Raw genomic sequence first — 24829 nt, forward strand, 5'->3', positions numbered from 1 at the left:
GGCCAGTCCATCGGTCAACCCCCACGGAACAGCCATCCGTGGCGGGGGTTTCGGCCACCGAGACCCAGCCGCCCGACGGCGCCGGGTCGCCGCACAGGCGCAGGTTTCCGCGAAACATCGCAGTTCAAGGCATGTCGGAGCGGGGTCCTCACAGCCGCCAGGCGTATCGGTGAGAGTTTCTCGGACGCCTTTCACAACCTGGCTGCGCGGAACATCACTTCGAACTAAGGTTCTTGATCGGAAGCCACATTCGACGGGGGTACGCACGTGGCCGATTCGGCGCGCTCGCTCGACGACACCGCGCAGAACGGGGGGAAGCCTGGCCGGTTCACCGGTATGGGCCCCTTCATGCTCGTCTGGAGCGGGCAGGCGGTGTCCCTGGTCGGCAACTCCGTCCTGCGGTTCGCCTTCGTCTTCGAGACCTGGTCGGCCACCGGCCGGGCGACGGCGCTGACCACGCTGTCGCTGTGCGCGATGCTGCCCCAGGTCCTGCTCAGCCCGCTCGCCGGAGCCTTCGTCGACCGGGTGAGGCGGCGCACCGCGCTGCAACTCGCGGACGGCGGCGGACTGTTGGTCGTGGCGCTGCTGAGCGTCCTGCACTTCACCGGCGGGCTGAACACCTGGGAGGTGTACGCGGCCGTCATGCTGCTCGGCGGCGCCGCAGCCTTCCAGTTCCCGGCGCTGGGTGCCGCCGTGCCGCTGCTGGTCGACAAGGACCGGCTCCAGCGGGCCAACAGCCTCCTGGCGAGCGCCAAGAGCACGGCGGACGTGGGTGGCCCGGCGTTGGGCGGCCTGCTGGTGGCGTTCTCGGGGCTCGGTCTCATCCTCGTCGCCGACCTGGTGAGCTTCGCCCTGGCGCTGGCCGCCGTCCGTGTCGTACGGCTGCGGGGCGACACCGGCCCGGCGAAGCGGCCGGGCGGCGGACCGCGCAAGAAGCTCGTGGCCGAGGCCGTCGAGGGGATGCGCTTCCTCTTCCGGTATCCGAGCCTGCGCGATCTGATGCTGGCGTTCTGCGTCGTCAACCTGGTGATGGTCTTCGGCTTCGCCGCCGTACAGCCCATGGTGCTGGCCCGCTCCGGCGGACAGACGGCAGCTTTGGCGAGCGTCAACACCGCGATCGGGGTCGGCGGGGTCGCCGGCGGGCTGCTGATGGCGGCCTGGAGCGGGCCGAAGAACCGGGCCCGGGGCATGATGCTCGGCATCATCGGCATGTGCCTGTCCGCGCAGGTGGCCATGGCGCTCGCGGGCGGCGTGATCGGCTGGTGCGCGGCGATTTTGGTGGGCGCGGCGCTCATGCCGATGATCAACGGCGTGATGCAGGCGATCGTGCAGACCAAGGTGGAGCAGGAGTGGCACGGCCGGGTGTTCGGCGCCGTGGTGTTCCTGTCGCAGATCTCGGTGCCGGTGGCAACGGCGGTCTCCGGGCCGCTCGCCGACCATGTCTTCGAACCGCAGGCCGCCGCCGGGACCGGCGTCTTCGTGGTGCTCGGGCCCCTGGTGGGCGACGGGCCGGGCAGCGGCATGGCGGCGATGCTGCTCATCGCCGGCCTGTGCGGTGTCGCGGTCGGCGTGCTGAGCATGACCCGGCGCACGGTACGGGAGATCGACACGCTGCTGCCCGACGTCGATGCCGGGCCGGGCGACACGGACGCGGGAACCGCGACCGACGACGGCTCCGGACGCCCCGGCGATCCCGAGGACCCGGAGAACCCCGACAACCCCGACAACCCCGAGAGCAAAGAACTCGTGGAGGGCCGACCATGACCACCCATCCCTTCGAGGACGACAACGGGACGTATCTCGTCCTCGTCAACGCCGAGGGCCGGCACTCGCTGTGGCCCGAGGGGATCGACGTACCGGACGGGTGGGACGTGGCGCTCACCGCGAGCAGCCGCGCGGACTGCCTCGCCTTCGTCGAGGAGCACTGGAGCGACATATGTCCCACCCGCACGGCCGCCGATGCCTGAGGTGCAGGCGACGGGGGCGTTGCACGGTGTGCAGGAACTCTTCGAGCGACAGGCGCGGCGGTCCCCGGCGGCCACCGCGCTGGTGTACGGCGACGAGCGGCTGAGCTACCGCGAACTCGACCTGCGGGCCGACCGGTTGGCAGGGCTGCTGCGGCGCCGCGGAGTGCGGCCGGGCGGCCTGGTGGGCGTGCACCTGGAGCGGTCCCCGGAGATGGTGGTGGCGCTGCTGGGCACGCTCAAGGCCGGGGCCGGGCACGTCATGCTCGACCCGGACTTCCCGGCGGAGCGGCTGCGTGGGATGGCGGCCGACGCGGGCGTGACCCTGGTGGTGTCCCGGCGCGGCAGCCGGCAGCCGGTGAGCGGCGCCGAGTCGGTGGCGGTCGAGGACGCCGAGGATGCCGAGCCGCTCGGGCGCGGCTCGGTGCGGGTACGGCCGCAGGACGCGGCCTGCGTGATGTTCACGTCCGGCTCCACCGGCCGCCCGAAGGGCATCGTCGCCTCGCACGCCGCGATCACCGGGACGCTGACCGGTCAGGACTTCGCCTCCTTCGGGCCCGGCTCGGTGTGGCTGCAGTGCTCCCCGGTGTCCTGGGACGCGTTCGCGCTGGAGCTGTGGGGCCCGCTGCTGAACGGCGGGCTGTGCGTGCTGCACCCCGGGCAGCGCCCCGACCCGGTGGTGATGGCCGGCCTGGTCGACAGGCACGCCGTCACCTGCGTGTATCTCTCCGCGTCCCTGTTCCATGTGATCGTCGACGAGTATCCGCGGGCGCTCGCCGGAGTGCGTGAACTGATCGTCGGCGGTGAACCGTTGTCGCCCGCGCACGCGGCCCGCGCCCTGGAGCGCTACCCCGCGCTGCGGCTGAGCAACGGCTACGGCCCGGTCGAGGGCATGGTCTTCCTGTCCGTGCACCCGGTCACCGCGCGGGAGCTGCGAGGCGGCGGCCCGGTGCCCATCGGCCGCCCGCTGGCCGGCAAGCGGCTGCGGGTGCTCGACGAGCGGCTGCGGCCCGTCGCGGACGGCGTGAGCGGTGAGCTGTACGCCGCCGGGGCGGGCGTCGCGCTCGGCTACTGCGGCCGTCCCGAGCTGACCGCCGAACGCTTCGTGGCCGATCCGTACGGGCCCGCAGGTGACCGGATGTACCGCACCGGGGATCTGGTGCGGCGGCGTGCGGACGGGGTGCTGGAGTATCTGGGGCGGGCCGACGCGCAGGTGAAGATCCGCGGGTTCCGGGTGGAGCCGGGCGAGGTGGAGACGGTCCTCGCCGGCCATCCGGGGGTCGTGCGGGCGGCCGTCGTGGCCCGTCCCGACGCGACGGGTGAGAAGCGGCTGGTCGCGTATGTCGTTCCGCGCGCGGACGCGCAACAGCCGCTGTCCGAACGGGACTTACGTGAGCACGCCGTCGGTGTGCTGGCCGACTACCTGGTCCCGGCCGCCTTCGTACTGCTGGACGCGCTGCCCCTCACCGCCAACGGCAAGCTGGACCGCGCCGGTCTGCCGGAGCCCGGCCCGGTCACCGGCTCGCTGGCCTCGGCGACCGCACGACAGCCGGCCGGCCCCGTCGAGGAGGCGCTGTGCGGACTGTTCTCCGAGGTGCTGGGCGTGGCATCGGTCGGCCCCGACGACGACTTCTTCGACCTCGGCGGCAACTCGCTGACGGTCGCGCGGCTGCTGGGCCGCATCCGGCTGACGCTCGGCGCGCAGGTCGGCGTACGGACGCTGTTCGACTGCCGGACGCCGGGGGCGCTGGCCCCGCACGTGGCGCACGCCGAACGCAAGGCCGAACGCAAGGCCGAACGCAAGGCCGAACGCAAGGCCGAGCACAAGGCCGAGCCGGACGTCCCCGCTCCGGTGCGGGACGAGGTCACGCTGCTGCCACTGTCGTACGCGCAGCGCCGACTGTGGTTCCTGGACCGGGTCGAGGCGGGCACCGCCTACACCCTGCCGGTGCTGGTACGGCTGCGCGGCGAGGTCGACCCCGAGGCCCTGCGGGCCGCTCTCGGTGACGTGGCCGGCCGGCAGACGGCACTGCGCACCGTCTTCGAGGAGCGGGACGGCGAACCCGGACAGCGGGTGCTGAGCGGCGCCGCGGCCCAGCCGCGGCTGCGGCACGTCACCCTCGGCTCGGCCGAGGTGCCGCGAGCGGTGCGCGAGGCGGCCCGGCACCGCTTCGACCTCGCGGCGGAACTGCCCCTGCACGCCGTGCTGTTCACGGACCGGGACCGGCCCGGCGAGCACGCACTCCTGCTCGTCCTGCACCACATCGCGGGGGACGGCTGGTCCCTGCCCCCGCTCTTCAGGGACCTCTCACGGGCCTACGCCGCCCGGGTCCGCGGCAGCGCGCCGCGGCTCATGCCGCTGCCCGTGCCGTACGCCGACTTCGCCCGCCGTCAGCAGCGGCGGCTCGGTTCCGCGGACGACCCCGGTTCGCTCGCCTCGGCCCAGCTCACCTTCTGGCGGAAGGTACTGGCCGGCCTGCCCGCGGGTGGCCCCCTGCTGCCCCGCCGTGCGGCACGGCCCGCCGTACCCGGGCGGGACGCCGCCACCGTCGTACGGCGGATGGACGCGCAGGCGCACGTCCGGGTCGTGGAGGGGGCGCGGGCGCAGGGCGCCACGCTGTTCATGGCGCTGCACGCCGCCCTCGCCGCCGCTCTGGTGCGGGCCGGGTCGGGTGAGGACATCGCCATCGCCTCACCGGTGGCCGGCCGGGGGCAGGACGGTGCCGTCGAGGACGTCGTCGGGTTCTTCGTCAACATGCTGGTGCTGCGCACCGACGCCTCCGGCGACCCCACCGCACGGCAGCTGCTCGCCCGTACCCGGGAGACGGCTCTGGACGCCTTCGCCCACCAGGACGTGCCCTTCGAGCAGGTGGTGGGAGCGCTCAACCCGGCACGGCCGCCGGGCCGGCAGCCGTTCACCGAAGTGGTGCTGGCGTTGCAGAACAACGCCCGGGCCGAGGTCGACCTGCCCGGCGCCGAGGCCGGTGTGGAGCCGCTGCGCACCGGCACGGCACGGTTCGAGCTGCTGGTCGACGTCACCGACGACCACGGGCCGTCGGGCGCGCCGGACGGCATCACCCTCGTCTTCGAGTACCGGACGTCGTGCCTGGAGCCGGAGTTCGTCGAGTGGTTGGCCGACGCGGTCGTCGAGGCGCTGCGGGCGGGCGCCGCCGAGCCGGACGTACCGTTGTCCCGGCTCCCGCTGCCCGAGCCGCCCCGGCGTGCGGACGCGGCCCGGGACTCGGTGCGCTCCCCCGCGCCCGCCGACGACGGCGCGCCGGACTCGGCGCTGCGCGGCGAGATCGCCGCCGTCTGGTCCGACGTTCTCGGCGTCGACCGGATCGGCCCGCACGACGACTTCTTCCAGCTGGGCGGCAACTCCCTGCGCGCGGTGCGGGTCGCGGCCCGGCTGACCGGCGCCGGCCGCACGGTGACGGCCGCCCAGCTCTTCACCTCCCCCACGGTCGCCGCCCTCGCCGCCGAGCTGGAGCGGGCGCCTGCCCGGGCACCCGCCGCGCCGGCGCCCATCCCGCGCCGGCCGCGCGTTCCCCGGCAGCCCGGCCGCGACGGCCGTACCGACACCAGTGACAAGGAGGTGCCATGGACCTGAGCGTGATGTTCTTCGGCGCCGACACGCCCGCCGACTCCACGGCCGGGGGCGTCCCGCGGCACAGTGAGGTCTACGACGACATCCTCACCGTCGCCCGTACCGCGGACCGGCTCGGCTTCCACGCGGTCTGGACGCCCGAGCGGCACTTCCAGCAGGTGGGCCAGGTCTTCCCCAGCCCGCCGGTGCTGAGCGCGGCACTGGCGGTGGCGACCGAGCGGATCAACATCAGGGCGGGCAGCGTGATCCTGCCGCTGCACCATCCGCTGCGGATCGCGGAGGACTGGGCCGTCGTCGACAACCTCTCGCACGGCCGGATCGGGCTGTCCGCGGCGACGGGCTGGCATTCCGCCGACTTCGTGCTGGCCCCGGACAACTACGAGGACCGCCGCGAGCGGACCATGCGGGACATCCCGCTGCTGCGGCGGCTGTGGGCGGGCGAGCAAGCCGAGTTCACCGACGGCACCGGCGCCTCGGTCGCCGTCCTGCCGCAGCCCCGGCCCGTCCAGGACACCCTTCCGCTGTGGCTGACCACCTCCGGCAACCCCGCGACCTGGGAGGCCGCCGGAAGTCTGCGCACCGGGGTCCTCGGGGCGACCGTCGGGCAGAGCCGGGAGGAGCTGGCCGAGAAGATCACCCGCTACCGGGCCGCCTGCGCCGCCGCTCCCGACCAGGGCGGCACCGACGCGCACGGCAGGGTGACGCTGATGGCGCACACGTTCGTCGGCGCGGACGACGAGGAGGCACGGCGGCTGGCCTCCGTACCGCTGAAGCGCTACCTGCGCTCCTACGTCCGGCAGACCTCGGCGAACCGGACGGCCGACCGGGCCACGGCCGCTCTGAGCGAGGAACAGACCGCGATGCTCGCCGAGTTCGCCTTCCACCGCTATCTGACCTGGGGCAGTCTGCTCGGCTCCGCCGAGACCTGCCGGAAGATGCTCGCCGACCTGCGCGAGCTGGGCTGTGACGAGGTCGCCTGTTTCGTGGACTTCGGACTGGGCCGCGACGAGGTGCTGGCCGGGCTGCACCGGCTGGCCGAGCTTTTGGAGGACGTGGCGTGACGGCGACTACGGGGGCGTCCGGCGCTTCGATGGCCGAGCGGTTCAGCGCGCTCAGCGGTGAGCAGCGGGTGCGGCTCATGCGGCGGCTGGTGGAGTCCGGTCAGGCCGGGCTGGTCCCGGCGGTGGTGCCGCCGCGCGACGGGGACGGGCCGGTGCGGCTCAGCCCGGCGCAGCAGGACCTGTGGGTGTACGAGTCGCTGTATCCGGGCACCCCGGCGCTGAACCTGTGCTGTGCCTATCACTTCGACGAGACCGTCGAGCCGGTCGACCCGGAGCGCCTGGAGACGGCGCTGACCGTGGTGCGCGCCCGGCACGACGTGCTGCGCGCCCGTATCGGCGGTGAACCGGGTGCGCTCGCCGTCACCTTCCCGCCCGAGGAGCGTTTCCGCCTGGAGCGGGAGGACCTGCGCGGCACGGGCACCACCATCGCCGAGGCCTTCGAGACGTTCCGGCGCCGCCCCTTCGACCTGGCCGGCGAGCCGCTGATGCGGGCCCGGTTCGTCACGGTCGACGACCGGCGGGCCACGCTGATGCTGAGCCTGCACCACGTCATCGCCGACTGGTGGTCCTTCGACGTGCTCCAGGCCGAGTTCGCCGAGGTGCACCGCGCGCTGCGGGCCGGTACGGTCCCGGCTCCCGACCGGCCCCTGATCCAGTACGCCGACTTCGCCTCCTGGCAGGGCGAGCTGGAGGAGGCGGGGGTCTTCGAGGCGCGGCTGGACTTCTGGCGTCGCTACCTCGCCGATCCGCCGGGGCCGCTCACCGTGCCGGGCGCCGGGAACGGGCTCGCGGAGGGCATCGCGCAGATCCCGTTCAAGGTGGACGCGTCGACCGCGCGGGCCGTGCGGGAGCTGGCCCGGGAGCGCGGCGCCTCCGTCTACGTCGTGCTCATGGCGGCCTTCGCGGTCCTGGCGCACCGCCTGACCGGCGCCGGCGACATGGTGCTGGGCACGCCGACCGCCAACCGGGCCGCGAAGGGCCTTGAGCGGGTCATCGGGTACGTCATGAACGCCATCCCGACCCGCTGGCGGATCCGGCCGGGCGACTCCTTCGCCGATGTGCTGGCCCGGTTCGCGACGGACTTCCCCGAGCTGATGGCCAACGCCGACGTGCCGGTGGGCCGGATCGTCTCCGCGGTCGCGCCGGAGCGCAGCGCCGGGCGGTCCCCGCTGTTCCAGTGGGTGTTCATGCACCTCACCCAGCAGCGCAGCGTGGCCGCGATGCGGGAGTTCAGCGAGCCCGAGCGCATCCACACCGGTGGCGAGCACGACCTGGTGGGCATCGTCCGGGACGCCGACGACGGCACGATGGACGGCAGCTTCGAGATCCGTACGGCCCTGTTCGGCGCCGACACCGTACGGCACTGGTCGGACGCCTATCTGGAGCTGCTGCGCCGGTTCACCGCCGACCCGCAGGTGCCCCTCGCCGAGGTCGGCCTGGTGCCCGGGGCCGGCCGGCAGCGGCTGGCGGAACTCTCGTCCGGCGGCCCCGCCCCCGAGCCGCTGGCCCTGCCCGACCTGGTGGCCCGGCAGGCGGCGCGCACGCCCGACGCCCCCGCGCTGGAGGCGGAGGGCCTGCGGCTGACGTATGCCGAACTGTGCGACCGGGTGGACCGGCTGGCGGCTCGTCTGACCCGGCACGGAGCCGGTCCCGGCCGTGTCGTCGCCCTCGCGCTCGGCCGGACGGCCGCCATGGTCCCGGCACTGCTCGCGGTGCAGCGCACCGGCGCCGCCCATCTGCCGATCGACCCGGACTACCCGCCGGAGCGGATCCGGCTGGCGCTCCAGGACGCGGCGCCGGTCCTGGTGGTGGCCGGCGCGCCCGAGGTGGTGCCGCGGACGGAGGTGCCCACGCTGGTCCTCGACGAGCGCGCCCACGACGAACGGCCGCTGGTGGCAGGCCCGCTGGACCCGTCCCTGCCCGCGTACGTCATCCACACCTCCGGCTCCACCGGCCGCCCCAAGGGCGTCGTCGTCCCGCACACGGGCCTGACGGCCCTCGGGCAGGGGCTGGTGGAGGTCCTCGGGCTGGACGCGGACAGCAGGGTGCTGCAGGTGGGCTCGCCCGCCTTCGACATCTCCGTCGGTGAGCTGTGCCTGGCCTTCGCCTCCGGCGGCACCCTGGTCGTGCCGCCCGAGGGGCCGCTGGTCGGGCAGCGCCTCGCGGACGTGCTGACGGACCGGCGGATCAGCTGTGTGCTGGTGCCGCCCTCGGTGCTGGCGACGCTGCCCCCCGGAAAATACCCGGAGCTGCGGACGGTGGCCGTCGGCGCGGAGGCGTGCCCGCCGGACCTGGTGGCCCGTTGGGCCGTGGGCGGACGCCGCTTCCACAACGCGTACGGGCCCACCGAGTACACCGTCGGCGCCACCGTCTCCGGCCCGCTGGCCGCCGACGGAGCGGCCCCGCCCATCGGTGCGCCGCTGCCGGGCACGCGCGCGTACGTGCTCGACGAGCGGCTGCGGCTGGTGCCGCCCGGGGTGTTCGGCGAGCTGTATCTGGCGGGGCCGGGGGTGGCGTACGGCTATCTGGGGCGGCCGGGGGCGACCGCCGAGCGGTTCGTCGCCGACCCGTACGGCCCGCCCGGCGCGTGCATGTACCGCACCGGTGACCTGGCCCGCCGCCGGGACGACGGGCAGCTGGAGTATCTGGGCCGGTCCGACGACCAGGTGAAGATCCGCGGCCGGCGTATCGAGCCGGGCGAGATCGCGGCCGTCCTCGCCGGGCACCCCTCGGTGCGGCAGGCGGTGGTCGTCGTACGGGAGGACGTGCCGGGCCGGCCGCGGCTGGTCGGGTACGTCGTGGGGAGCGGTGCGGGCGTATCGGTTTCGGACGGGTTGCTCGGGTACGCCGCCGGGCTGCTGCCCGCCGCGTTGGTGCCGGCCGACGTGGTGGTGCTGGACGAGCTGCCGCTGACGCCGGGCGGAAAGCTGGACCGGGTGGCGCTGCCCGCTCCGGACAGCGGGCCGGGCGGCGCCGGGCGGGCCCCCGAGGGGGCACGCGAAGTCGCCCTGTGCGCCCTGTTCGAGGAGGTCCTCGGTGTCGAGGGCGTCGGCGCCGACGACGACTTCTTCCGGCTGGGCGGCGACAGCATCATGGCGATCCAGCTCGCCGGGCGCGCGTCGGGGACGGGGCTCGGCATCGCGCCGCGTGACGTCTTCACGGCGCGGACGCCGGCCGCGCTCGCGCTGACGGCACGGGAGGCCGCCGACTCCGGCCCGGGCGAGGACCCGGGCACGGGGCGGTTCCCGCTCACACCGGTCATGCACTGGTGGCGTGAACAGGCCGGGGATCCGGCGGCGTTCACCCAGTCGATGGTGTTCCCGGTGCCGCCGCAGGCGGACACGGGGCGCGTGGAGGCGGCGGTGCGCGGGCTCGTCGAGCGGCACGGTGTGCTGCGGATGCGCCTGGTGGAGGGGGAACTGGAGGTTGCCGAGGCCGTCCCCGACGTGACCGTCGAACGGGTCGAGGTGCCCGACGGTGTCGATCCGCGCACCCGGGCCGAGGAGGTGGCGGCGGCCGTGCGGCTCGACCCGGAGAAGGGCGAGATGCTGCGGGCCACCTGGCTGGACAGCGGCGCCGGGCAGCGGGGGCTGCTGGCGCTGACGGTGCACCATCTGGCGGTGGACGGGGTGTCCTGGCGGCTGCTGGGGCCCGAGCTGGCGGCCGGCCTGGCGGGTGAGTCGTGGCCGCGGAACCCGGGCACGTCCTTCGCGCGCTGGGCGCGGCTGCTGGCCCGGGAAGCGGTCCGGCCCGAACTGGCCGAGCAGGAGTCGGGCCGCTGGGAGCGGATGCTGACCGGCCCGGACGCCCGGATCGCCGGGGGCCGCGGGGTCGGTGGGGACCGTGCCGTGCTGACCGTCGAGCTGACTCCCGAAGTCACCGAGGCCGCGCTGTCCGAGGTGACCGCGGCCTTCCACTGCGGCGCGGACGCCGTGCTGCTGACGGCGCTGGCCGCCGCGGCGGTACGGCGCCGGGGTGCGGGCACCGGCCTGCTGGTGGCCCTGGAGGGACACGGCCGCGAGGCGCTCTCTCAGCCTGCCGACGTCTCACGGACCGTCGGCTGGTTCACCACCCAGTACCCGGTCCGGCTGGACGCGGGCGCCGCGCTGGGACCCGACTTCTGGGAGCCGTCGCGGGACGCGGCCGGTCAGGCGCTCAAGCAGGTCAAGGAGCAGCTGCGGGCGGTCCCCTCGGGCGGCCTGGGCTGGGGTCTGCTGCGCCACCTCAACCCGGACACGGCCCCGAGGCTGGCCGCGCTGCCCGTCCCGGACCTGCGCTTCAACTACCTGGGCCGGTTCTCCGGCGGCGACGTCGCCGACGGCGAGCTGCTCGGGATGGCGGCCGACGCGCTGCCGCTCGGGCATGCCGTGGAGGTGGACGCGCTCGTCGCGGAGCGGGACGCCGGGCGGCTGTGTCTGAGCGCCGGGTTCTCGTACGCGCGCGGTGTGCTCGGCGAGGACGAGGTGCTGGAGCTGGCGCGGCTGTGGTGCGAGGCGATCGAGGTGCTGGTCGAGCACGCGGGCCGGGAGGGCACAGGTGGCCACACCAGCTCCGACTTCCCGTTGGTCGAGCTGTCCTCGGACCAGCTCGACCTGCTGGAGGGCGACCTGGCGTTCGACCTGGACGACGAGGGGGACGACTGATGGGCGGCCGCATCGCGGACGTACTGCCGCTCTCCCCCGCCCAGGAGGGGCTGCTCTTCCACGCCCTGCGCGATCCGGACCGCCCCGACCCCTACCTGGTGCAGGCCCGTTTCCGGATCGCCCCCGGGGTCCCGGCCGACGCGCTGCGGGCCGGGGTGACGGGGCTGCTGGAGCGGTACCCGAATCTGCGGGCGTGTTTCCGGCACGAGCGGGTCGACCGGCCGGTGCAGGTGATTCCGCGTGCGGTGCGGCTGCCGTGGACGCAGACCGACCTCACCGGCCGTGCGCCGGACGAGCGGGAGGCGGAGCTGGCGCGTCTCATGGCCGAGGACCGGGCACGCCGGTTCGACCTGGCCCGGCCGCCCCTGGTGCGGGCCGCTCTGGTCCGGCACGACGACGGCGCCGACCTGCTGCTGACGTTCCACCACATCCTGTTGGACGGCTGGTCGCTGCCGTTGCTCGCGCGGGATCTGCAGACGCTGGTGGCGGGCGCCGAGCCGTCGGCCGCAGTGCCCTTCAAGCAGTACCTGATCTGGCTGAACGGCCGGGACCAGGCGGGTGCCGAGGCGGCCTGGCGTGCGGCGCTGGACGGTGTGACGCGACCGGCGCTGCTCTCCCCGGCCGGCTCCGACGGCCACGAGGACACGGTCGATGTCGAGCTGTCCGCCGAGCTGACGGCGGCGGTCACCCGGCTGGCGTCGGACGCGGGCGTCACCGTCAACACCGTGGCGCAGACCGCCTGGGCGCTGGTGCTGGCGCGGCTGACCGGCGCGGAGGATCTGGTCTTCGGCGCGGTCGTCTCCGGGCGGCCGCACGATCTGCCCGGTGTCGAGCGGATGGTCGGGTTGTTCATCAACACGCTGCCGGTGCGGATCCGGCTGCGCTGCGGGGAAGGCGTCGACGAGCTGCTGGCCCGCGTCCAGGACGAGCAGCTGCGGCTGGCGCCGTATCACCATGTACGGCTGTCGCAGGTGCAGCGGGCGGTCGGAGCGGGCGAACTCTTCGACACGGTCCTGGCGTTCGAGAACTTCCCGCGCACGACGGGCCCCGCCCGGGACGTCGAGCTGGTCGAGACGCGGGACGCGACGCACTACCCGGTGACGGTCGCGGTCGTCGCCGGGGAGCGGATGCTGCTGCGGGTCGGATGCCGCCGGGGCGTCCCGGCGGCCACGGTCGCCGCCCGCCTGGTGGGCGCCTTCGAGGCGCTGACGTCCGCGCGGGGGACGCCGGCCGACCGGCTCGACGTGCTCCCGTCGCAGGAGCGGGAACTGCTGCGCGCCCTGGCCGAGGGCCCCGCACGTCCGGTGCCGAAGGTGGCGGGCATCCCGGGGCGCTTCGCCGAGCAGGTGGCCCGCACGCCCGACGCGCCGGCCGTGGAGGCGGACGGCGAGGTGCTGACGTACGCCGGTCTCGACGCTGCCTCCGACCGGCTGGCGGGGCGGCTGCGGGAGGCGGGTGTGCGGCCCGGCGACACCGTGGGGCTGCCGCTCGGCCGGTCCGTGGGCATGATCGTCGCGCAGCTCGCGGTGCTGAAGGCGGGCGCGTGCTGTCTGCCGCTGGATCCGGCGGCACCCGCGGCGCGGCTGGCGGTGCTGACGGACACGGCTCGGGTGCGGCTGGCGGTGACGTCGGAAGCGGTCCGGCTGCCGCAGGGGGTCACGGCCCTGGGCCTCGCCGGGGACGGCGCTCCGGAGCCGGCGACGGCAGGGCCGGCCGCCGTGCACCCGGAGGCCGCCGCCTACGTGATGTACACCTCCGGTTCGACGGGTGAGCCCAAGGGCGTCGTCACCCCGCACCGGGCCGTCGTCGAACTGGCCGCCGACAGCCGTTTCGCGGGCGGCGCCCATCAGCGCGTGCTCCTGCACAGCCCGCACACCTTCGACGCCGCCACGTACGAGACCTGGGTGCCCCTGCTGAACGGCGGCACCGTGGTGGTCGCTCCGCCCGGCCCCGTCACCCCCGACCTGCTCAAGCGGCTGCTGCCCGAGGCCCGCCTCAGCGCCCTGTGGCTCACGGCCGAACTCCTGCGCGCGGTCGCGGAGATCGCGCCCGAGGTGCTCGGCACGGTACGCGAGGTGTGGGCGGGCGGGGACGTGCTCGCGCCCGAGGCGGTCCGGCGGGTGCGGGCGCTCGGTCCGGACACGCGGATCGTCAACGGCTACGGCCCGACGGAGACGACGGTGTTCGCCACGGCCCACGGCGTGAGAGGGGAGGTCGGCGCGTCCGTGCCCATCGGACGGCCCCTCGACAACACCCGCGCGTACGTGCTCGACCACGTCCTGCGCCCGGTACCGGTCGGCGCGGTGGGCGAGTTGTACGTCGCCGGCACCGGGCTCGCGCACGGCTACCTCGACCGCCCCGGGCAGACGGCCGAGCGGTTCGTCGCCGACCCGTACGGGCCGCCCGGCGCCCGGATGTACCGCACGGGCGATCTGGTGCGCCGACTCATGGGCGGTGAGCTGGAGTTCGCGGGCCGGGCCGACGACCAGGTCAAGGTGCGCGGCTTCAGGATCGAGCCCGGTGAGGTGGAGGCCGCGCTGGCCGCGTGCCCCGGCGTGGAGCGGGCCGTGGTCGCCGCGCGTCCGGGGCCGGACGGCGGCAAGCGGCTCGTCGCGTACGTCGTGGGCGGCGACCTGGACCTCGTACGGGAGCACGCGGCGCGCACCCTGCCGGCGCATCTGCTGCCGTCGGCGTGGGCCCGTCTCGACGCCGTCCCGCTGACCGCGCACGGCAAGGTCGACCGGGCCGCGCTGCCCGAGCCGGAGCCGGAGCAGGCGCACCGGGGGTACGGGCGGATGGCCCGGCCGGGGCGCGAGCAGCGGCTGTGCGCCCTGTTCGCGCAGGTGCTCGGGGTGGACGCGGTCGGCCCGGACGCCGACTTCTTCGCGTACGGCGGCCACTCGCTGCTGGCTCTGCGTCTGACCGCGAGAATCCACGCGGAGCTGGGGAGCCGGGTGCCGCCGGCCACCCTGTTCGAGGCGCCGACGCCCGCCGCGCTCGCCGCCCGCCTCGCCACCGGCGCGGCGGACCCGGGCGACGCGGCCGAGGACGCCTACGCCCCGCTGCTCACCCTGCGCGGCGAGGGCGACCTGCCTCCGCTGTTCTGTCTGCACCCGGGCCTCGGGCTCGGCTGGGGGTACGCGGCGCTGCTGCCGCACCTCGCGCCCGGCAGGCCGGTGTACGCCCTGCAGACACCGGTGCTGCACGGCGAGGAACTGCCGCGGACACTGGGCGAACTGGCAGAACGGTACGTGCCGCGTATCCGGGCGGTGCGCCCGCACGGCCCGTACCTGCTGCTGGGCCGCTCCTTCGGCGGGCCCTTCGCCCATGAGCTGGCGGTGCGGCTGCGCGCGGCGGGCGAGGAGGTGGCGCTGGTCGCCGTCCTCGACTCGATGCCGAAACCGCCCGAGGTGGCGCGGGTGCCGCCGGCCCCCGGCGCCGTGGAGCAGCTGTCGCTGGGCAACCTGCTGCGCAACGCGCTGCCCGGGGTCCCGGCCGGGCCGGGGCCGCTGGAGCGGGCGGAGGTGGTCGCACGTGTCCACGCGCACAGCGCGCTCTTCGCCGACCTCGACGAACAGCGCCTCGACACCCTGGTCCAAGCCATGGAGCGGTACATCGACATGGCGCGGGCCTGGCAGCCGTCGCCGTACGACGGCCGGGTGACCCTCTTCTCGGCCACCCGTGCCTCCGAGGCGACGACCGAGGAGAAGACGGCCGCGTGGCAGCGCTGCTCGGCCGGCGTGGACGTGCACGAACTGGACTGTGAGCACAGCGATGTGCTCGCACCGGGGCCGGTGGCCGAGGTCGCCGCGGCCGTGGAGGACGTACTGGCGGGAGACCGCACGGGGGACGGAGCACAGGAAGATGAACGCTGACGGCATCGGCACGGGCGGGGCGTACGAGGAGTACGAGTTCCCAACCTCGGACGCGCAGGCCCGGCTGCTCGTCCTGGACCACATGGACCCGGGCAGCGCGACCTACCACGTGCCGGCCGCCTTCGCGGTGCGCGGGCCGTTCGACGCGGCTGCTTTCGGGCGTGCCCTGAACGCGCTGGTCGCCCGGCACGAGTCGCTGCGCACGGTGTTCCGCACCGGCCCCGACGGGGTGCCGTCGCAGATCGTGTCCGCCGTCGGTTCGATCGAGCCGGGCGTGGCGCGCGACGTGCCCGTCGCCGAGGTGGACGCCCGGATGCGCGCGGAGGCGGCCCGCCCCTTCGACGTGACGACCGGACCGCTGCTGCGGTGCACCCTGTACACCGTGGACGACGGCAGTCACCGCGTCCTGCTCGTCGCCCACCACCTCGTGTGCGACGGCTGGTCGCTGGGCGTGCTGCTGCGCGAGCTGGCCGCCGGGTACGAGAACGAGGCCAAGGGGCTGGACCACGCTCTGCCCGAACTCCCGTTGCAGTTCCCCGACTTCGCCGTGTGGCAGCGGGAACGGCAGGCGAACGGCGAGTACGCCGGCTCGGTCGCGTACTGGGCCGAGCGGCTGCGGGGCGCCCCCGAGACGGTCGCGCTGCCGCTGGACCGGCCGCGCGGGGCGGTGCGTTCGGCGTCGGGCGGCACCGAGCGGTTCCTGCTGCCGGCCCGGGTCCGCGAGCGGATCGCCGCGACGGCCCGGGAGCGCGGCGGCACACCGTTCATGGCCCTGTTCGCCGCGTACGCCGCGTTCGTGGGCCGGCTGTCGGGCACCGACGACCTGGTGATCGGCTTTCCCGTGTCCGGGCGGGACCGCCCGGAACTCCAGGACATGGTCGGCATGCTGACCAACACCCTGGCGCTGCGGATCGACCTGTCCGGCGATCCGTCGTACCACGACCTCATCGCCCGCCTGCGCACCGCCCTTCTGGACTCCCAGCCGTACCAGGACGCCCCCTTCGAAGCGGTGGTGAACGAGGTCGCCCCGGCGCGCGAGATCAGCCACGACCCGGTCGTGCAGGTGGTCTTCGGCTACGACGACGACACCGAGCTGACGCTGCGGCTGGCCGGCGCCGAGGTCGAGCGGGTCCCCGTCACGCTGGACACCGCGAAGTTCGACTTCCACCTCCAGGTGGAGCGCTGGGGCGAGGACCTCGCCGCGTACCTGATCCACCGGGACGCGCTGTTCGAGGCGGAGACGGTACGGCGGTGGGTGCGCTGCTTCGAGACGCTGCTGGAGGGTTTGCTGGATCGTCCGGACGTTCCTCTGTCGGCCATCGACATGCTCCCGCCGGACGAACACGAGTGGCTCCTGACCCAGGGCACGGCAGCGCCTGCCAGGGACGCGGGGAACCGCGCGACCAGCCACGACGAACCCGCAGCCGCCCGACGGCACAGCGTGGCACTCCCGGCGGCGCAGCTGGTCCCCGACCTCGTGGCGGACCGAGCCGCCGAACGACCGGAGGCCACCGCCCTGGTCTGCGGCGACCTGCGCCTCACATACCGCGACCTGCTGAAGCGCGCCGACACCCTCGCAGCCCACCTCCAGGAACGCGGCGTCCGACGCGGGGACCGAGTCGGCCTCCTCCTGCCCCGCGGTGCCGAGATGGGCATCGCCGCCCTGGCGGTGCTGCGCGCGGGCGGCGCGTACGTACCGCTGGATCCGGCGCATCCCGCCGCCCGCCTCGCCCACATGGTCACGAACTCGGGCACGTCCCTGCTGCTGACGGCGGCGGGGACGACGGGCCTGACGGGCACGGACGTACCGGAACTGCGCGTGGACCAGGTCCAGGAGACGGTGGCCGCGGCCGCGCCCGTCGCGTGTGCGCCCGGCGACCTCGCCTACGTCCTCTACACCTCCGGCTCCACCGGAGTCCCCAAGGGCGTGGCGGTCGAGCACGGTGCGCTGTTCAACCTCGCGGTCAACGTGCGCCCGGTGTTCCCGGTGACCGAGACGGACCGCGTCCTGCAGTTCGTGTCGTTCGGCTTCGACGTGGCCGTGTCCGACCTGTTCTTCCCCTGGGTCGCGGGTGCCGAGCTGCACATCGCGCAGGAGGACGAGCGGCTGGGCGAGGCGCTCCAGGCACGGCTGCGGGACTCCCGCATCACCTACGTGTTCCTGCCGCCGTCCGCGGCGATGACCCTGCCCCGCGCCCCGGGCGCGCTGCCCGAGCTGCGCACGCTGGCGGTGGGCGGCGAGGCGTGCCCGGCGGAGCTGGTGGAGCGGCTCGGCGAGGAGGGCCGCCGGATCGTCAACGCGTACGGCCCGAGCGAGGCCACCGTGTACTCCACGACGGCCGACCTGCGGCCCGGCGAGCCGGTGGTCATCGGCCACGCGGTCCCCGGTTCGCGCGCCTACGTCCTGGACCGCCGGCTGCGTCCGGTCCCGGTCGGCGTGACCGGCGAGCTCTACGTCGCCGGCGCCACCCTGGCCCGCGGCTACTTCGCCCGCCCCGGCATGACCGCCGAACGCTTCGTCGCCGACCCGTACGGGCCGCCCGGCAGCCGGATGTACCGCACCGGCGACCTGTGCCGTCTCGACGCGCACGGTGTGCTGCACTACCTCGGCCGCGGTGACTCCCAGGTGAAGCTGCGCGGCTACCGCATCGAACTGGGCGAGATCGAGGCCGTGCTGGCCGGTCACCCGCAGGTCACGGTCGCCGCGGCGGCGGTGCGCGGCGAGGGCACCGAACAGCGGCTGGTGGCGTACGCGGTCACCACCACCGACGTGCCGGACGAGACGCTGCGGGCGCACCTCGCGGGGCGGCTGCCGGGCTACATGGTCCCGGAGGTCTTCGTACGCCTGCCGGAGCTGCCGCTGAACCGCTCCGGCAAGATCGACCGGTCCCGGCTGCCCGAACCGCCCACCGGGCGACCGGAGCTGCGGGAGACGTACGCCGCTCCGAGCACCGAGGCCGAGCGGCGCGTGGCCGAGGTCTGGCAGCGGGTGCTGGGCGTGGACCGGGTCGGCGCCCACGACAACTTCTTCGACCTGGGCGGCAACTCGGTACGGCTGCTGGCCGTGCTCGCGGCGCTCCACGAGCACCCCGAGCACCGGGACCTCACCCTGGTCGACCTCTTCCGGTACCCCACGGTCGCCTCGCTCGCGACCCACCTCGCCGGCACGGCGCCCGACGTCGCCCTGCAGGAGGAGGCGGCCCGGCGCGGAAGCGCCCGCCGTGAGCGCCAGGCGGCCCTGCACCAGCTCCGTTCCAGGAAAGGCACGACGCGATGACGACCGAGGACAACCCGATGCAGGATCCGACGCGGGAGCTGGAGTCCGCGGTGGCCGTCGTGGGCATGAGCGGCCGCTTCCCCGGTGCGCCCGACCTGGAGACCTACTGGGGCAATCTGCGCGCCGGTGTCTGCTCCCTGTCCGCCTTCACCGAGCAGGAGTTGCTGGCCGACGGGGCGGACCCGGCGGAGCTGCGCAACCCGGCGTACGTCCCGGCGCAGGGCCGGCTCCCGGACGCGGACCGCTTCGAGGCGGAGCTCTTCGGCTTCAGCCGCACCGAGGCCGCGGTGCTGGACCCGCAGCACCGGGTGCTGTTGGAGACCGCCTGGTCCGCCCTGGAGGACGCCGGGTACGCCCCGCTGGACGCCCCGTCCCGCACCGGCGTGTACATGGGCGGCAGCCCGACGGAGCACGCGCTGGCGGCCGGCACGGATCCGGCGCTCGCCGCCTCGGTCGGTGCCCTGCAGGTCCGTATCCTCACCGACCGCGAGTTCCTTGCGCCCTGGATCTCCTACCGTCTGGGTCTGGACGGCCCGAGCATGACCGTCCAGACGGCCTGCTCGACGTCGCTGACGGCGGTCCACCTGGCCGTGCAGGCCCTCCTCGTCGGCGAGTGCGACACCGCGCTCGCGGGCGGCGTGGCCATCGGCACCGTGCGCCGGCAGGGCTATGTCCACTACCAGGGCGGGATCTTCTCGCCCGACGGCCGCTGCCGCCCCTTCGACGAGAAGGCGGCCGGTACGGTGCCGGGCAGCGGGGCGGGCGTGCTGGTGCTGCGCCGGCTGGAGGACGCGCTGGCCGACGGCGACCCGGTGCGCGCGGTGATCCGGGGCACGGCGGTCACCAACGACGGTGCCGGCAAGGTCGGTTTCACCGCCCCGGGGGTGGCCCAGCAGACGGCCGCGATCACGGAGGCGTGGGCGGCGGCGGGGCTGGAGCCGTCGGCGGCGCAGTACCTGGAGGCGCACGGGACGGGGACGGAGCTGGGCGACCGTATCGAACTGGAGGCGGCGAGCGCGGCCTTCGCGGGCGGTGCGGGCATCGGTCTGGGCTCGGTGAAGTCGAACATCGGCCACGCGGACGCGGCGGCCGGAGCGGCGGCGCTGATCAAGACCATCCTGATGCTGGAGCACGCGACGCTGGTCCCGACGGTGGATGTCACGAGCCCGGCTCCCGCCCTGAACGGGTCGCCGCTGCGGCTGGTCACACAGGCACAGGAGTGGCCGAGCAGGCCGGAGCTGCCCCGGCTGGCGGGCGTGACGTCGGTGGGCATCGGCGGCACCAATGTGCACGTGGTGGTCCAGGAGGCACCGCAGCGGCCGGCTCCGGCGGACGACGCCGTACGTCCGCTGCTGCTGCCGCTGTCGGCCCGTACCGAGGCGCAACTGGCCTCGGTCGCGGAGCGGTTGGCGACGGTGCTGCGCGCCCCGGACGCCCCCGCCCTCTCTGCCGTCGCGCACACCCTGCGCACCGGCCGGGCCGCGCTGGCCGCACGGGCGTACGTGGTGGCGTCGGATGCGGCTCAGGCGGCGGAGAGGCTGACGGCGCTGGCCCGCGGCGGGGCGGCGCACGGCACCCTGGACCCGGTGGGTGAGGCGTGGGTGCGGGGCGAGGAGGTGACGTGGCCGGCGCCGGGGAGCGACGGGCGCAGGGTGCATCTGCCGACGTACCCGTTCGCCGGGGAGAGCCACGGGTCGCTGACGCCGGGGAGACCCGCCGAGGCACCGCACCAGGCGCCCGAGGGTGCGGCGGCGGGCGGCGAACTGCGGGCCACGGTGGAGGCGCTGGTGATCGAGGCCCTGGACCTGAACGGCGCCGCCGACCTGGAGCGGACGTACTTCGAGGCGGGCGGCGACTCACTGACGGCCGTTCACCTCACCGGAAGGCTGCGCGACGAGTTGGACGTCGACGTGCCGATCCAGCTGTTCCTGGAGCCGGTCACACTCAGGGAGATGACGGCGCGGGTCTGCGAGTTGAAGCAGAACGGTGCCGCGGACGGGGCCCTGGACGCCCTCCTCGCCGAGTTCGAGGCGGAGTCATGACCGTCCCCGACGACCGGGCCCGCTGGTTGCGCGGCAGTCGCGTACCGGGTGCGCGGATCCGCCTGGTGTGCTTCCCGCACGCGGGGGGAGCCGCGGGCGCCTTCCACGACTGGGCGGCGCTGACCCCGCCCGAGATCGAGGTCGTCGCGGTCCAGTACCCCGGCCGCCAGGACCGCCTGGCCGAACCGTGCGCGGGCACGATGGAGGAGCTGGCGGACACGGTCACCGAGGTGTTGCTGCGGGACGCCGACGATCGGCCGCTGGCCCTGTTCGGGCACAGCATGGGCTCGTCGGCGGCGTACGAAGTGGCGCGCCGGCTGGATGCCGTCCCCGGTCTCCCCCTCACCCGCCTGATCGTGTCGGGCCGGGGCAGGCCGCGCCTTCCCGAGGAACGGCCGCCCGGCCCCACCCCGAGCGACACCGAGATCCTGGCGCACCTCCGCGTACTGGATCCCGAGAACGCCGCCGTCTACGAGCACCCTGATCTGCGCCCGGTGATCATGCCGGCGCTGCGCGCGGACTTCGGGCTCCTGGCGAAGTACCGCCCCGCTCGCCTGGACCCGCTCGGCGTGCCGGTCACGGCCTGCGGGGGCGACGGGGACCCGGTGTGCGCGCCGGAGGACCTCAAGTCGTGGGCGGACGTGACGTCCCGGGGACTGGACGTCCGGGTCTTCGAGGGGAAGCACTTCTATCTCACCTCGCGCAAACGGGAGTTGCTCGACTTCATCGCGTCACAGCTGACCTGACAGGTCTCGGTACGGGAGCCCGCCCGGGGGTGAGGGCTCCCGTACGGCCCCGGCGGCCGGGCGGCCTTGCTCACGCCGTGCGCTTGCGGGACGCCGTCTTCTTGGCCGCGCCCTTCTTCGCCGTGCTCTTCGCGGTGGACTTCGCGGTGCTCTTCGTCGCCGTCTTCTTCGCCCCCTGGGCCGTCTTCGACGTCGACTTCCTGGCGGACGACGCGGTCTTCTTGGCCGCCGTCTTCTTCGCCGTCGATTTCTTCCCGGTCGTCTGCTTCGGCGCCGCCCGGGCCGTCTTGCGCGGGGCCAGGCGTCTGACCTCCGCCGGCTCCTCGGCGGGCGCCTCGCCCCGCGACTCCTTCGCCGCGCGCACGCTGTTCTCCAGGGCCGCCATCAGATCCAGGACCTTGCCGCCCCGCGCCGGCTCGGGGGTCTCCGGCGGGGCCTCGCCTGCGGCCTTCGCGGCGACGACCTCCTCCAGGGCCTCGCGGTACTCGTCGTGCAGTTCGTCGAGGTCGACCTCGCCGAGCGTGTCCATCAGGGCGTCGGCGAGGTCCAGCTCCTTGTCGTTGACCGTGACGTTCGTGTCCGGCGCGACACCCTCGGGCGCCCGCACCTCGTCCGGCCACAGCAAGCCGTGCATGGCGATGGCGTCGCCGACCACCCGCAGCATGCCCAGCCGCTCCCGGCCGCGGAGGGCGAACTTGGCGATCGCCACCTTCTGGCTGCGCTTGAGCGCCTCCCGCAGCAGGGTGTACGGCTTCGCCGCCGGCGCCCCGCCGGCCGCGAGGTAGTACGCGCTGTCCATGTGGAGCGGGTCGATACGGTCGGCCGGGACGAAGGCCACGATCTCGATCGTCTTCGCGGTCGGGAGCGGAAGGTGGGCCAGGTCCTCGTCCGTGATGGGGATGATCGTGCCGTCCGCGTCCTCGTACCCCTTGCCGATCTCCGCCTGGCTGACCTCACGCTCGTCCAGCTCGCAGACCTTGCGGTAGCGGATGCGGCCACCGTCCTCGGTGTGGATCTGGCGGAACGAGATGGAGTGGCTCTCGGTCGCGTTCACGACCTTGATCGGGATGCTGACCAGGCCGAACGAGATGGCACCGTTCCAAATGGATCGCACACGCAGCACCCTTTCGGTAGTTTTGCCCGGCTTACTCAGACATTCATCATTATTTCTGGAATTCTCATGGTATGACGCCGATCACAGAGGTGGAGGGGCGACGGCTCGCGCTCAGCAATCTGGACAAGGTGCTGTATCCGGAGAACGGCTTCACCAAGGGCGAGATGCTGCACTACTACGCCACCACCGCCGACGCCCTGCTGCCGCATCTGCGCGATCGGCCGCTGTCCTTCCTGCGGTATCCGGACGGCCCGGACGGCCAGGTCTTCTTCGCGAAGAACGTCCCGCCGGGCACCCCGGACTGGGTCACCACCTCCGAGGTGCCGCGCGTCGAGGGACCGGCGCGGATGGTCCTGGTCCAGGACCTGGCGAGCCTGATGTGGGCCGCCAACCTCGTCACCGAGTTCCACACGCCCCAGTGGGTGATCGACGCGCCCGGCGAGGCCGACCGGCTGGTCTTCGACCTCGACCCGGGCTCACCCGCCACGGTGGTCGAGTGCTGCGAGGTGGCCCTGTGGCTGCGCGAGCGGCTCGCGGCGGACGGCATCGAGGCGTACGCGAAGACCTCCGGCTCGAAAGGGCTCCACCTGTGCGCGTCCATCCGCCCCGCGCCCTCCGAGCGGGCCACGGAGTACGCCAAGGCGCTCGCCGTGGAGGCCGAGAAGGCGCTGCCCCGGCTCGCGATCCACCGGATGACGAAGAGCCTGCGGCCCGGAAAGGTCTTCGTCGACTGGAGCCAGAACGCCGCCCGCAAGACGACGGCCACGCCCTACACCCTGCGCGCGCGCCGCGAGCCGACCGCGTCCGCACCGGTGACCTGGGAGGAGGTGGAGGACTGCCGCTCCCCCGAGAACCTGATCTTCCTCGCCCCCGATCTGGCCCCCCGTCTGCAGGACTACGGGGACCTGCTGTCCCCCCTCCTGGACCCGGCCCGGGCAGGCGCCCTGCCCTGACCCGCCGCCCCGGCCCGACGCCGGCGGCGCCCGCCGGCCGCGCACGGCACTCGCCCCGGGCCGGTGTGACAGCCGAGCGCCTGCTCGACGTCGTTCAGCCGAGCGCGCCCCACACCCGCCGGTCCCGGGCCATCGCGTGCAGCGCCTCCACATCCGCCGGCTTCAGCACCCCGCCCACCCGGGCCAGCCCCTCCACCTCCGTGTCCCTGAGGACCCGGACCTCCCGCGGCGGCGCCGGAACCACCACGTCGGAGGGGGCGACCAGGGCGAGGACCGGGCGCACCTCGGCGGTCAGGGCGTAGGAGGCGCGGTCGGCGTCGGCGCGGACCCGGCGCAGCAGGGGCTGCGGCTCGCGGCGGCCGAGGGAGACCATCGGATCGGCCACCGTCACCTTCTGCTTGCGGGCGTACAGGGCGTGCAGTGCGAACAGCCCGCCCGGCCCGATCACCAGGTGATGGATCCGGTCGCCGCCGGGAAGCGGCAGGGAGTGCAGGGTGTGCCACCCCGCCCCGTCCAGCCGGTCCAGGATCTCCCCCACCGTCTGCTCCGCCGTGAGCGCCCGGCGCCGCGGGTCGGGACGCAGCCGGCGGGCGGGCCCCGGGTCCCGGTCGAGGTCCACCAAAAGCGCCTCGCCGGGCCGGTTGGGCGCGAGGTCGTCGTCCGGGTGGAGGGCCAGTCTGACCAGCTCGGCCGGGGTGGGGACCGGGGGCGGGCCCACCGTCACCGGTCCGGTGACGAACGGGCCGAGGGCCTCCAGCACATCCTCTCTGCGGTCCTCGCTGAGCAGGTTGATCCTGGCAGCCTCCCTGTCGTACCAGGCGATGTTCCGCCCGTCCGTGAGGCACACGTAGAGCCGTTCCCGACCGTGCCGCCAGGTCGGTACGACGCGCAGTCCGCTCATGCACCATCACCCCACTGACCATGGGAACAGGCAGGGTGCCGCCCGGGCAAGAACCCGGTTACCTTCGGCAGGAGTTGGGCAGACCCCCCGAGAGGGGTGGTGGGGGAGGCGCCGTTGCGTACCCGCAGGAAGCAACCCGACGTACCGGCTCCGGACAGCCCGTGGAGCGAGATCGTGCCCGGTCTGTGGATGGGCGGGCACGAGTTCCGGGGGCCGTCGGGGCAACTGGAGTTCGCCGTCGTGACGAACGAGTTCGACGTCGTACAGACGCTGCTGCGGCTGCCCGGGCACGGACCCGACCCCGGCGTCGAGCACCATGTGTGGCCGATCCCCGACGGGCCGCTGGACGGCACCCAGCTGGCGGGGGTGATCCGGCTGGCGGAAGCCGCGTGCGAGGCCCTGGACGACGGCCGCAGGGTCCTCGTCCGCTGCTACCACGGCTACAACCGCTCGGGGCTCGTCGTCGCCCACGCGCTGATCCGCCGGAACCGCTCCGCCGAGCAGGCGATCCGGCTGATACGCTCCCGCCGCTCTCCGTGGGCTCTGCACAACGAGCTGTTCGTCGACTACCTCCGGGCCGGGCTCCCGACCGCCCGGCTCCTTGAGGAACTCGCCGAGTAACCGTTTCGCCCGTCCGCCCACCGGG

The 24829-nt window shown here is 74.3% G+C and carries 13 protein-coding genes; 11 read left to right on the forward strand and 2 right to left on the reverse strand.

Going from position 1 to position 24829, the window contains the following annotated elements:
* Positions 1-267 precede the first annotated feature (267 nt).
* Genes ACFYNL_RS13800 through ACFYNL_RS13840 form a run of 9 tightly spaced genes read left to right on the forward strand, consistent with a single transcriptional unit; the run spans position 268 to position 21215 of the window.
* Positions 268-1764: an MFS transporter gene (locus ACFYNL_RS13800; protein ID WP_388801655.1), complete on the forward strand. Its 1497-nt coding sequence runs from the start codon at positions 268-270 to the stop codon at positions 1762-1764.
* Positions 1761-1967: an MbtH family protein gene (locus ACFYNL_RS13805; RefSeq protein ID WP_388801658.1), complete on the forward strand. Its 207-nt coding sequence runs from the start codon at positions 1761-1763 to the stop codon at positions 1965-1967. Before ACFYNL_RS13800 ends, ACFYNL_RS13805 begins: the two co-directional genes overlap by 4 nt.
* A complete protein-coding gene (locus tag ACFYNL_RS13810; RefSeq protein ID WP_388801661.1) occupies positions 1960-5574 on the forward strand; it encodes an amino acid adenylation domain-containing protein in 3615 nt (1204 codons plus the stop codon). Before ACFYNL_RS13805 ends, ACFYNL_RS13810 begins: the two co-directional genes overlap by 8 nt.
* Complete coding sequence (locus ACFYNL_RS13815; protein WP_388801664.1) at positions 5565-6632, forward strand: MupA/Atu3671 family FMN-dependent luciferase-like monooxygenase; 1068 nt, start codon at positions 5565-5567, stop codon at positions 6630-6632. The genes ACFYNL_RS13810 and ACFYNL_RS13815 overlap by 10 nt, the downstream gene beginning before the upstream one ends.
* Positions 6629-11275, forward strand: a complete 4647-nt coding sequence (locus ACFYNL_RS13820) for an amino acid adenylation domain-containing protein (RefSeq protein WP_388801667.1) — start codon at positions 6629-6631, stop codon at positions 11273-11275. Before ACFYNL_RS13815 ends, ACFYNL_RS13820 begins: the two co-directional genes overlap by 4 nt.
* Positions 11275-15150: an amino acid adenylation domain-containing protein gene (locus tag ACFYNL_RS13825; RefSeq protein ID WP_388801670.1), complete on the forward strand. Its 3876-nt coding sequence runs from the start codon at positions 11275-11277 to the stop codon at positions 15148-15150. Before ACFYNL_RS13820 ends, ACFYNL_RS13825 begins: the two co-directional genes overlap by 1 nt.
* The gene (locus tag ACFYNL_RS13830) at positions 15140-18427 is read left to right on the forward strand and encodes an amino acid adenylation domain-containing protein (protein WP_388801673.1); all 3288 of its coding nucleotides are present in this window, start codon (positions 15140-15142) and stop codon (positions 18425-18427) included. The genes ACFYNL_RS13825 and ACFYNL_RS13830 overlap by 11 nt, the downstream gene beginning before the upstream one ends.
* Complete coding sequence (locus tag ACFYNL_RS13835; protein WP_388801675.1) at positions 18424-20469, forward strand: beta-ketoacyl synthase N-terminal-like domain-containing protein; 2046 nt, start codon at positions 18424-18426, stop codon at positions 20467-20469. The genes ACFYNL_RS13830 and ACFYNL_RS13835 overlap by 4 nt, the downstream gene beginning before the upstream one ends.
* Positions 20466-21215, forward strand: a complete 750-nt coding sequence (locus tag ACFYNL_RS13840; RefSeq protein ID WP_388801678.1) for a thioesterase II family protein — start codon at positions 20466-20468, stop codon at positions 21213-21215. Before ACFYNL_RS13835 ends, ACFYNL_RS13840 begins: the two co-directional genes overlap by 4 nt.
* A gap of 70 nt (positions 21216-21285) precedes the next feature.
* Here ACFYNL_RS13840 and ACFYNL_RS13845 read toward each other — a convergent pair whose 3' ends face one another.
* The gene (locus ACFYNL_RS13845) at positions 21286-22338 is read right to left on the reverse strand and encodes a Ku protein (RefSeq protein WP_388801680.1); all 1053 of its coding nucleotides are present in this window, start codon (positions 22336-22338) and stop codon (positions 21286-21288) included.
* 62 nt (positions 22339-22400) lie between these two features.
* Here ACFYNL_RS13845 and ligD point away from each other — a divergent pair, with 62 nt between their 5' ends.
* Positions 22401-23282 (forward strand): non-homologous end-joining DNA ligase, encoded by an 882-nt coding sequence (gene ligD / locus ACFYNL_RS13850; RefSeq protein ID WP_388801683.1) that lies wholly within the window; start codon positions 22401-22403, stop codon positions 23280-23282.
* Between the two features lie 94 nt (positions 23283-23376).
* Here the strand turns inward: ligD and ACFYNL_RS13855 are convergent, their stop codons facing one another.
* Positions 23377-24183 (reverse strand): nuclease-related domain-containing protein, encoded by an 807-nt coding sequence (locus ACFYNL_RS13855; protein WP_388801686.1) that lies wholly within the window; start codon positions 24181-24183, stop codon positions 23377-23379.
* A gap of 114 nt (positions 24184-24297) precedes the next feature.
* Here ACFYNL_RS13855 and ACFYNL_RS13860 point away from each other — a divergent pair, with 114 nt between their 5' ends.
* Positions 24298-24804: a dual specificity protein phosphatase family protein gene (locus ACFYNL_RS13860; RefSeq protein WP_388801689.1), complete on the forward strand. Its 507-nt coding sequence runs from the start codon at positions 24298-24300 to the stop codon at positions 24802-24804.
* Positions 24805-24829 lie beyond the last annotated feature (25 nt).

The sequence above is a fragment of the Streptomyces sp. NPDC007808 genome, from assembly GCF_042868655.1.
Lineage (GTDB): Bacteria > Actinomycetota > Actinomycetes > Streptomycetales > Streptomycetaceae > Streptomyces.

Excerpts from the sequence above, each read along its gene's own strand:
- ACFYNL_RS13835 (WP_388801675.1), top strand. The coding sequence starts at position 18,424 with ATGACGACCGAGGACAACCCGATGCAGGATCCGACGCGGGAGCTGGAG.
- ACFYNL_RS13830 (WP_388801673.1), top strand. The coding sequence starts at position 15,140 with ATGAACGCTGACGGCATCGGCACGGGCGGGGCGTACGAGGAGTACGAG.
- ACFYNL_RS13840 (WP_388801678.1), top strand. The coding sequence starts at position 20,466 with ATGACCGTCCCCGACGACCGGGCCCGCTGGTTGCGCGGCAGTCGCGTA.
- ligD (WP_388801683.1), top strand. The coding sequence starts at position 22,401 with ATGACGCCGATCACAGAGGTGGAGGGGCGACGGCTCGCGCTCAGCAAT.
- ACFYNL_RS13810 (WP_388801661.1), top strand. The coding sequence starts at position 1,960 with ATGCCTGAGGTGCAGGCGACGGGGGCGTTGCACGGTGTGCAGGAACTC.
- ACFYNL_RS13805 (WP_388801658.1), top strand. The coding sequence starts at position 1,761 with ATGACCACCCATCCCTTCGAGGACGACAACGGGACGTATCTCGTCCTC.
- ACFYNL_RS13815 (WP_388801664.1), top strand. The coding sequence starts at position 5,565 with ATGGACCTGAGCGTGATGTTCTTCGGCGCCGACACGCCCGCCGACTCC.
- ACFYNL_RS13825 (WP_388801670.1), top strand. The coding sequence starts at position 11,275 with ATGGGCGGCCGCATCGCGGACGTACTGCCGCTCTCCCCCGCCCAGGAG.
- ACFYNL_RS13855 (WP_388801686.1), bottom strand. The coding sequence starts at position 24,183 with ATGAGCGGACTGCGCGTCGTACCGACCTGGCGGCACGGTCGGGAACGG.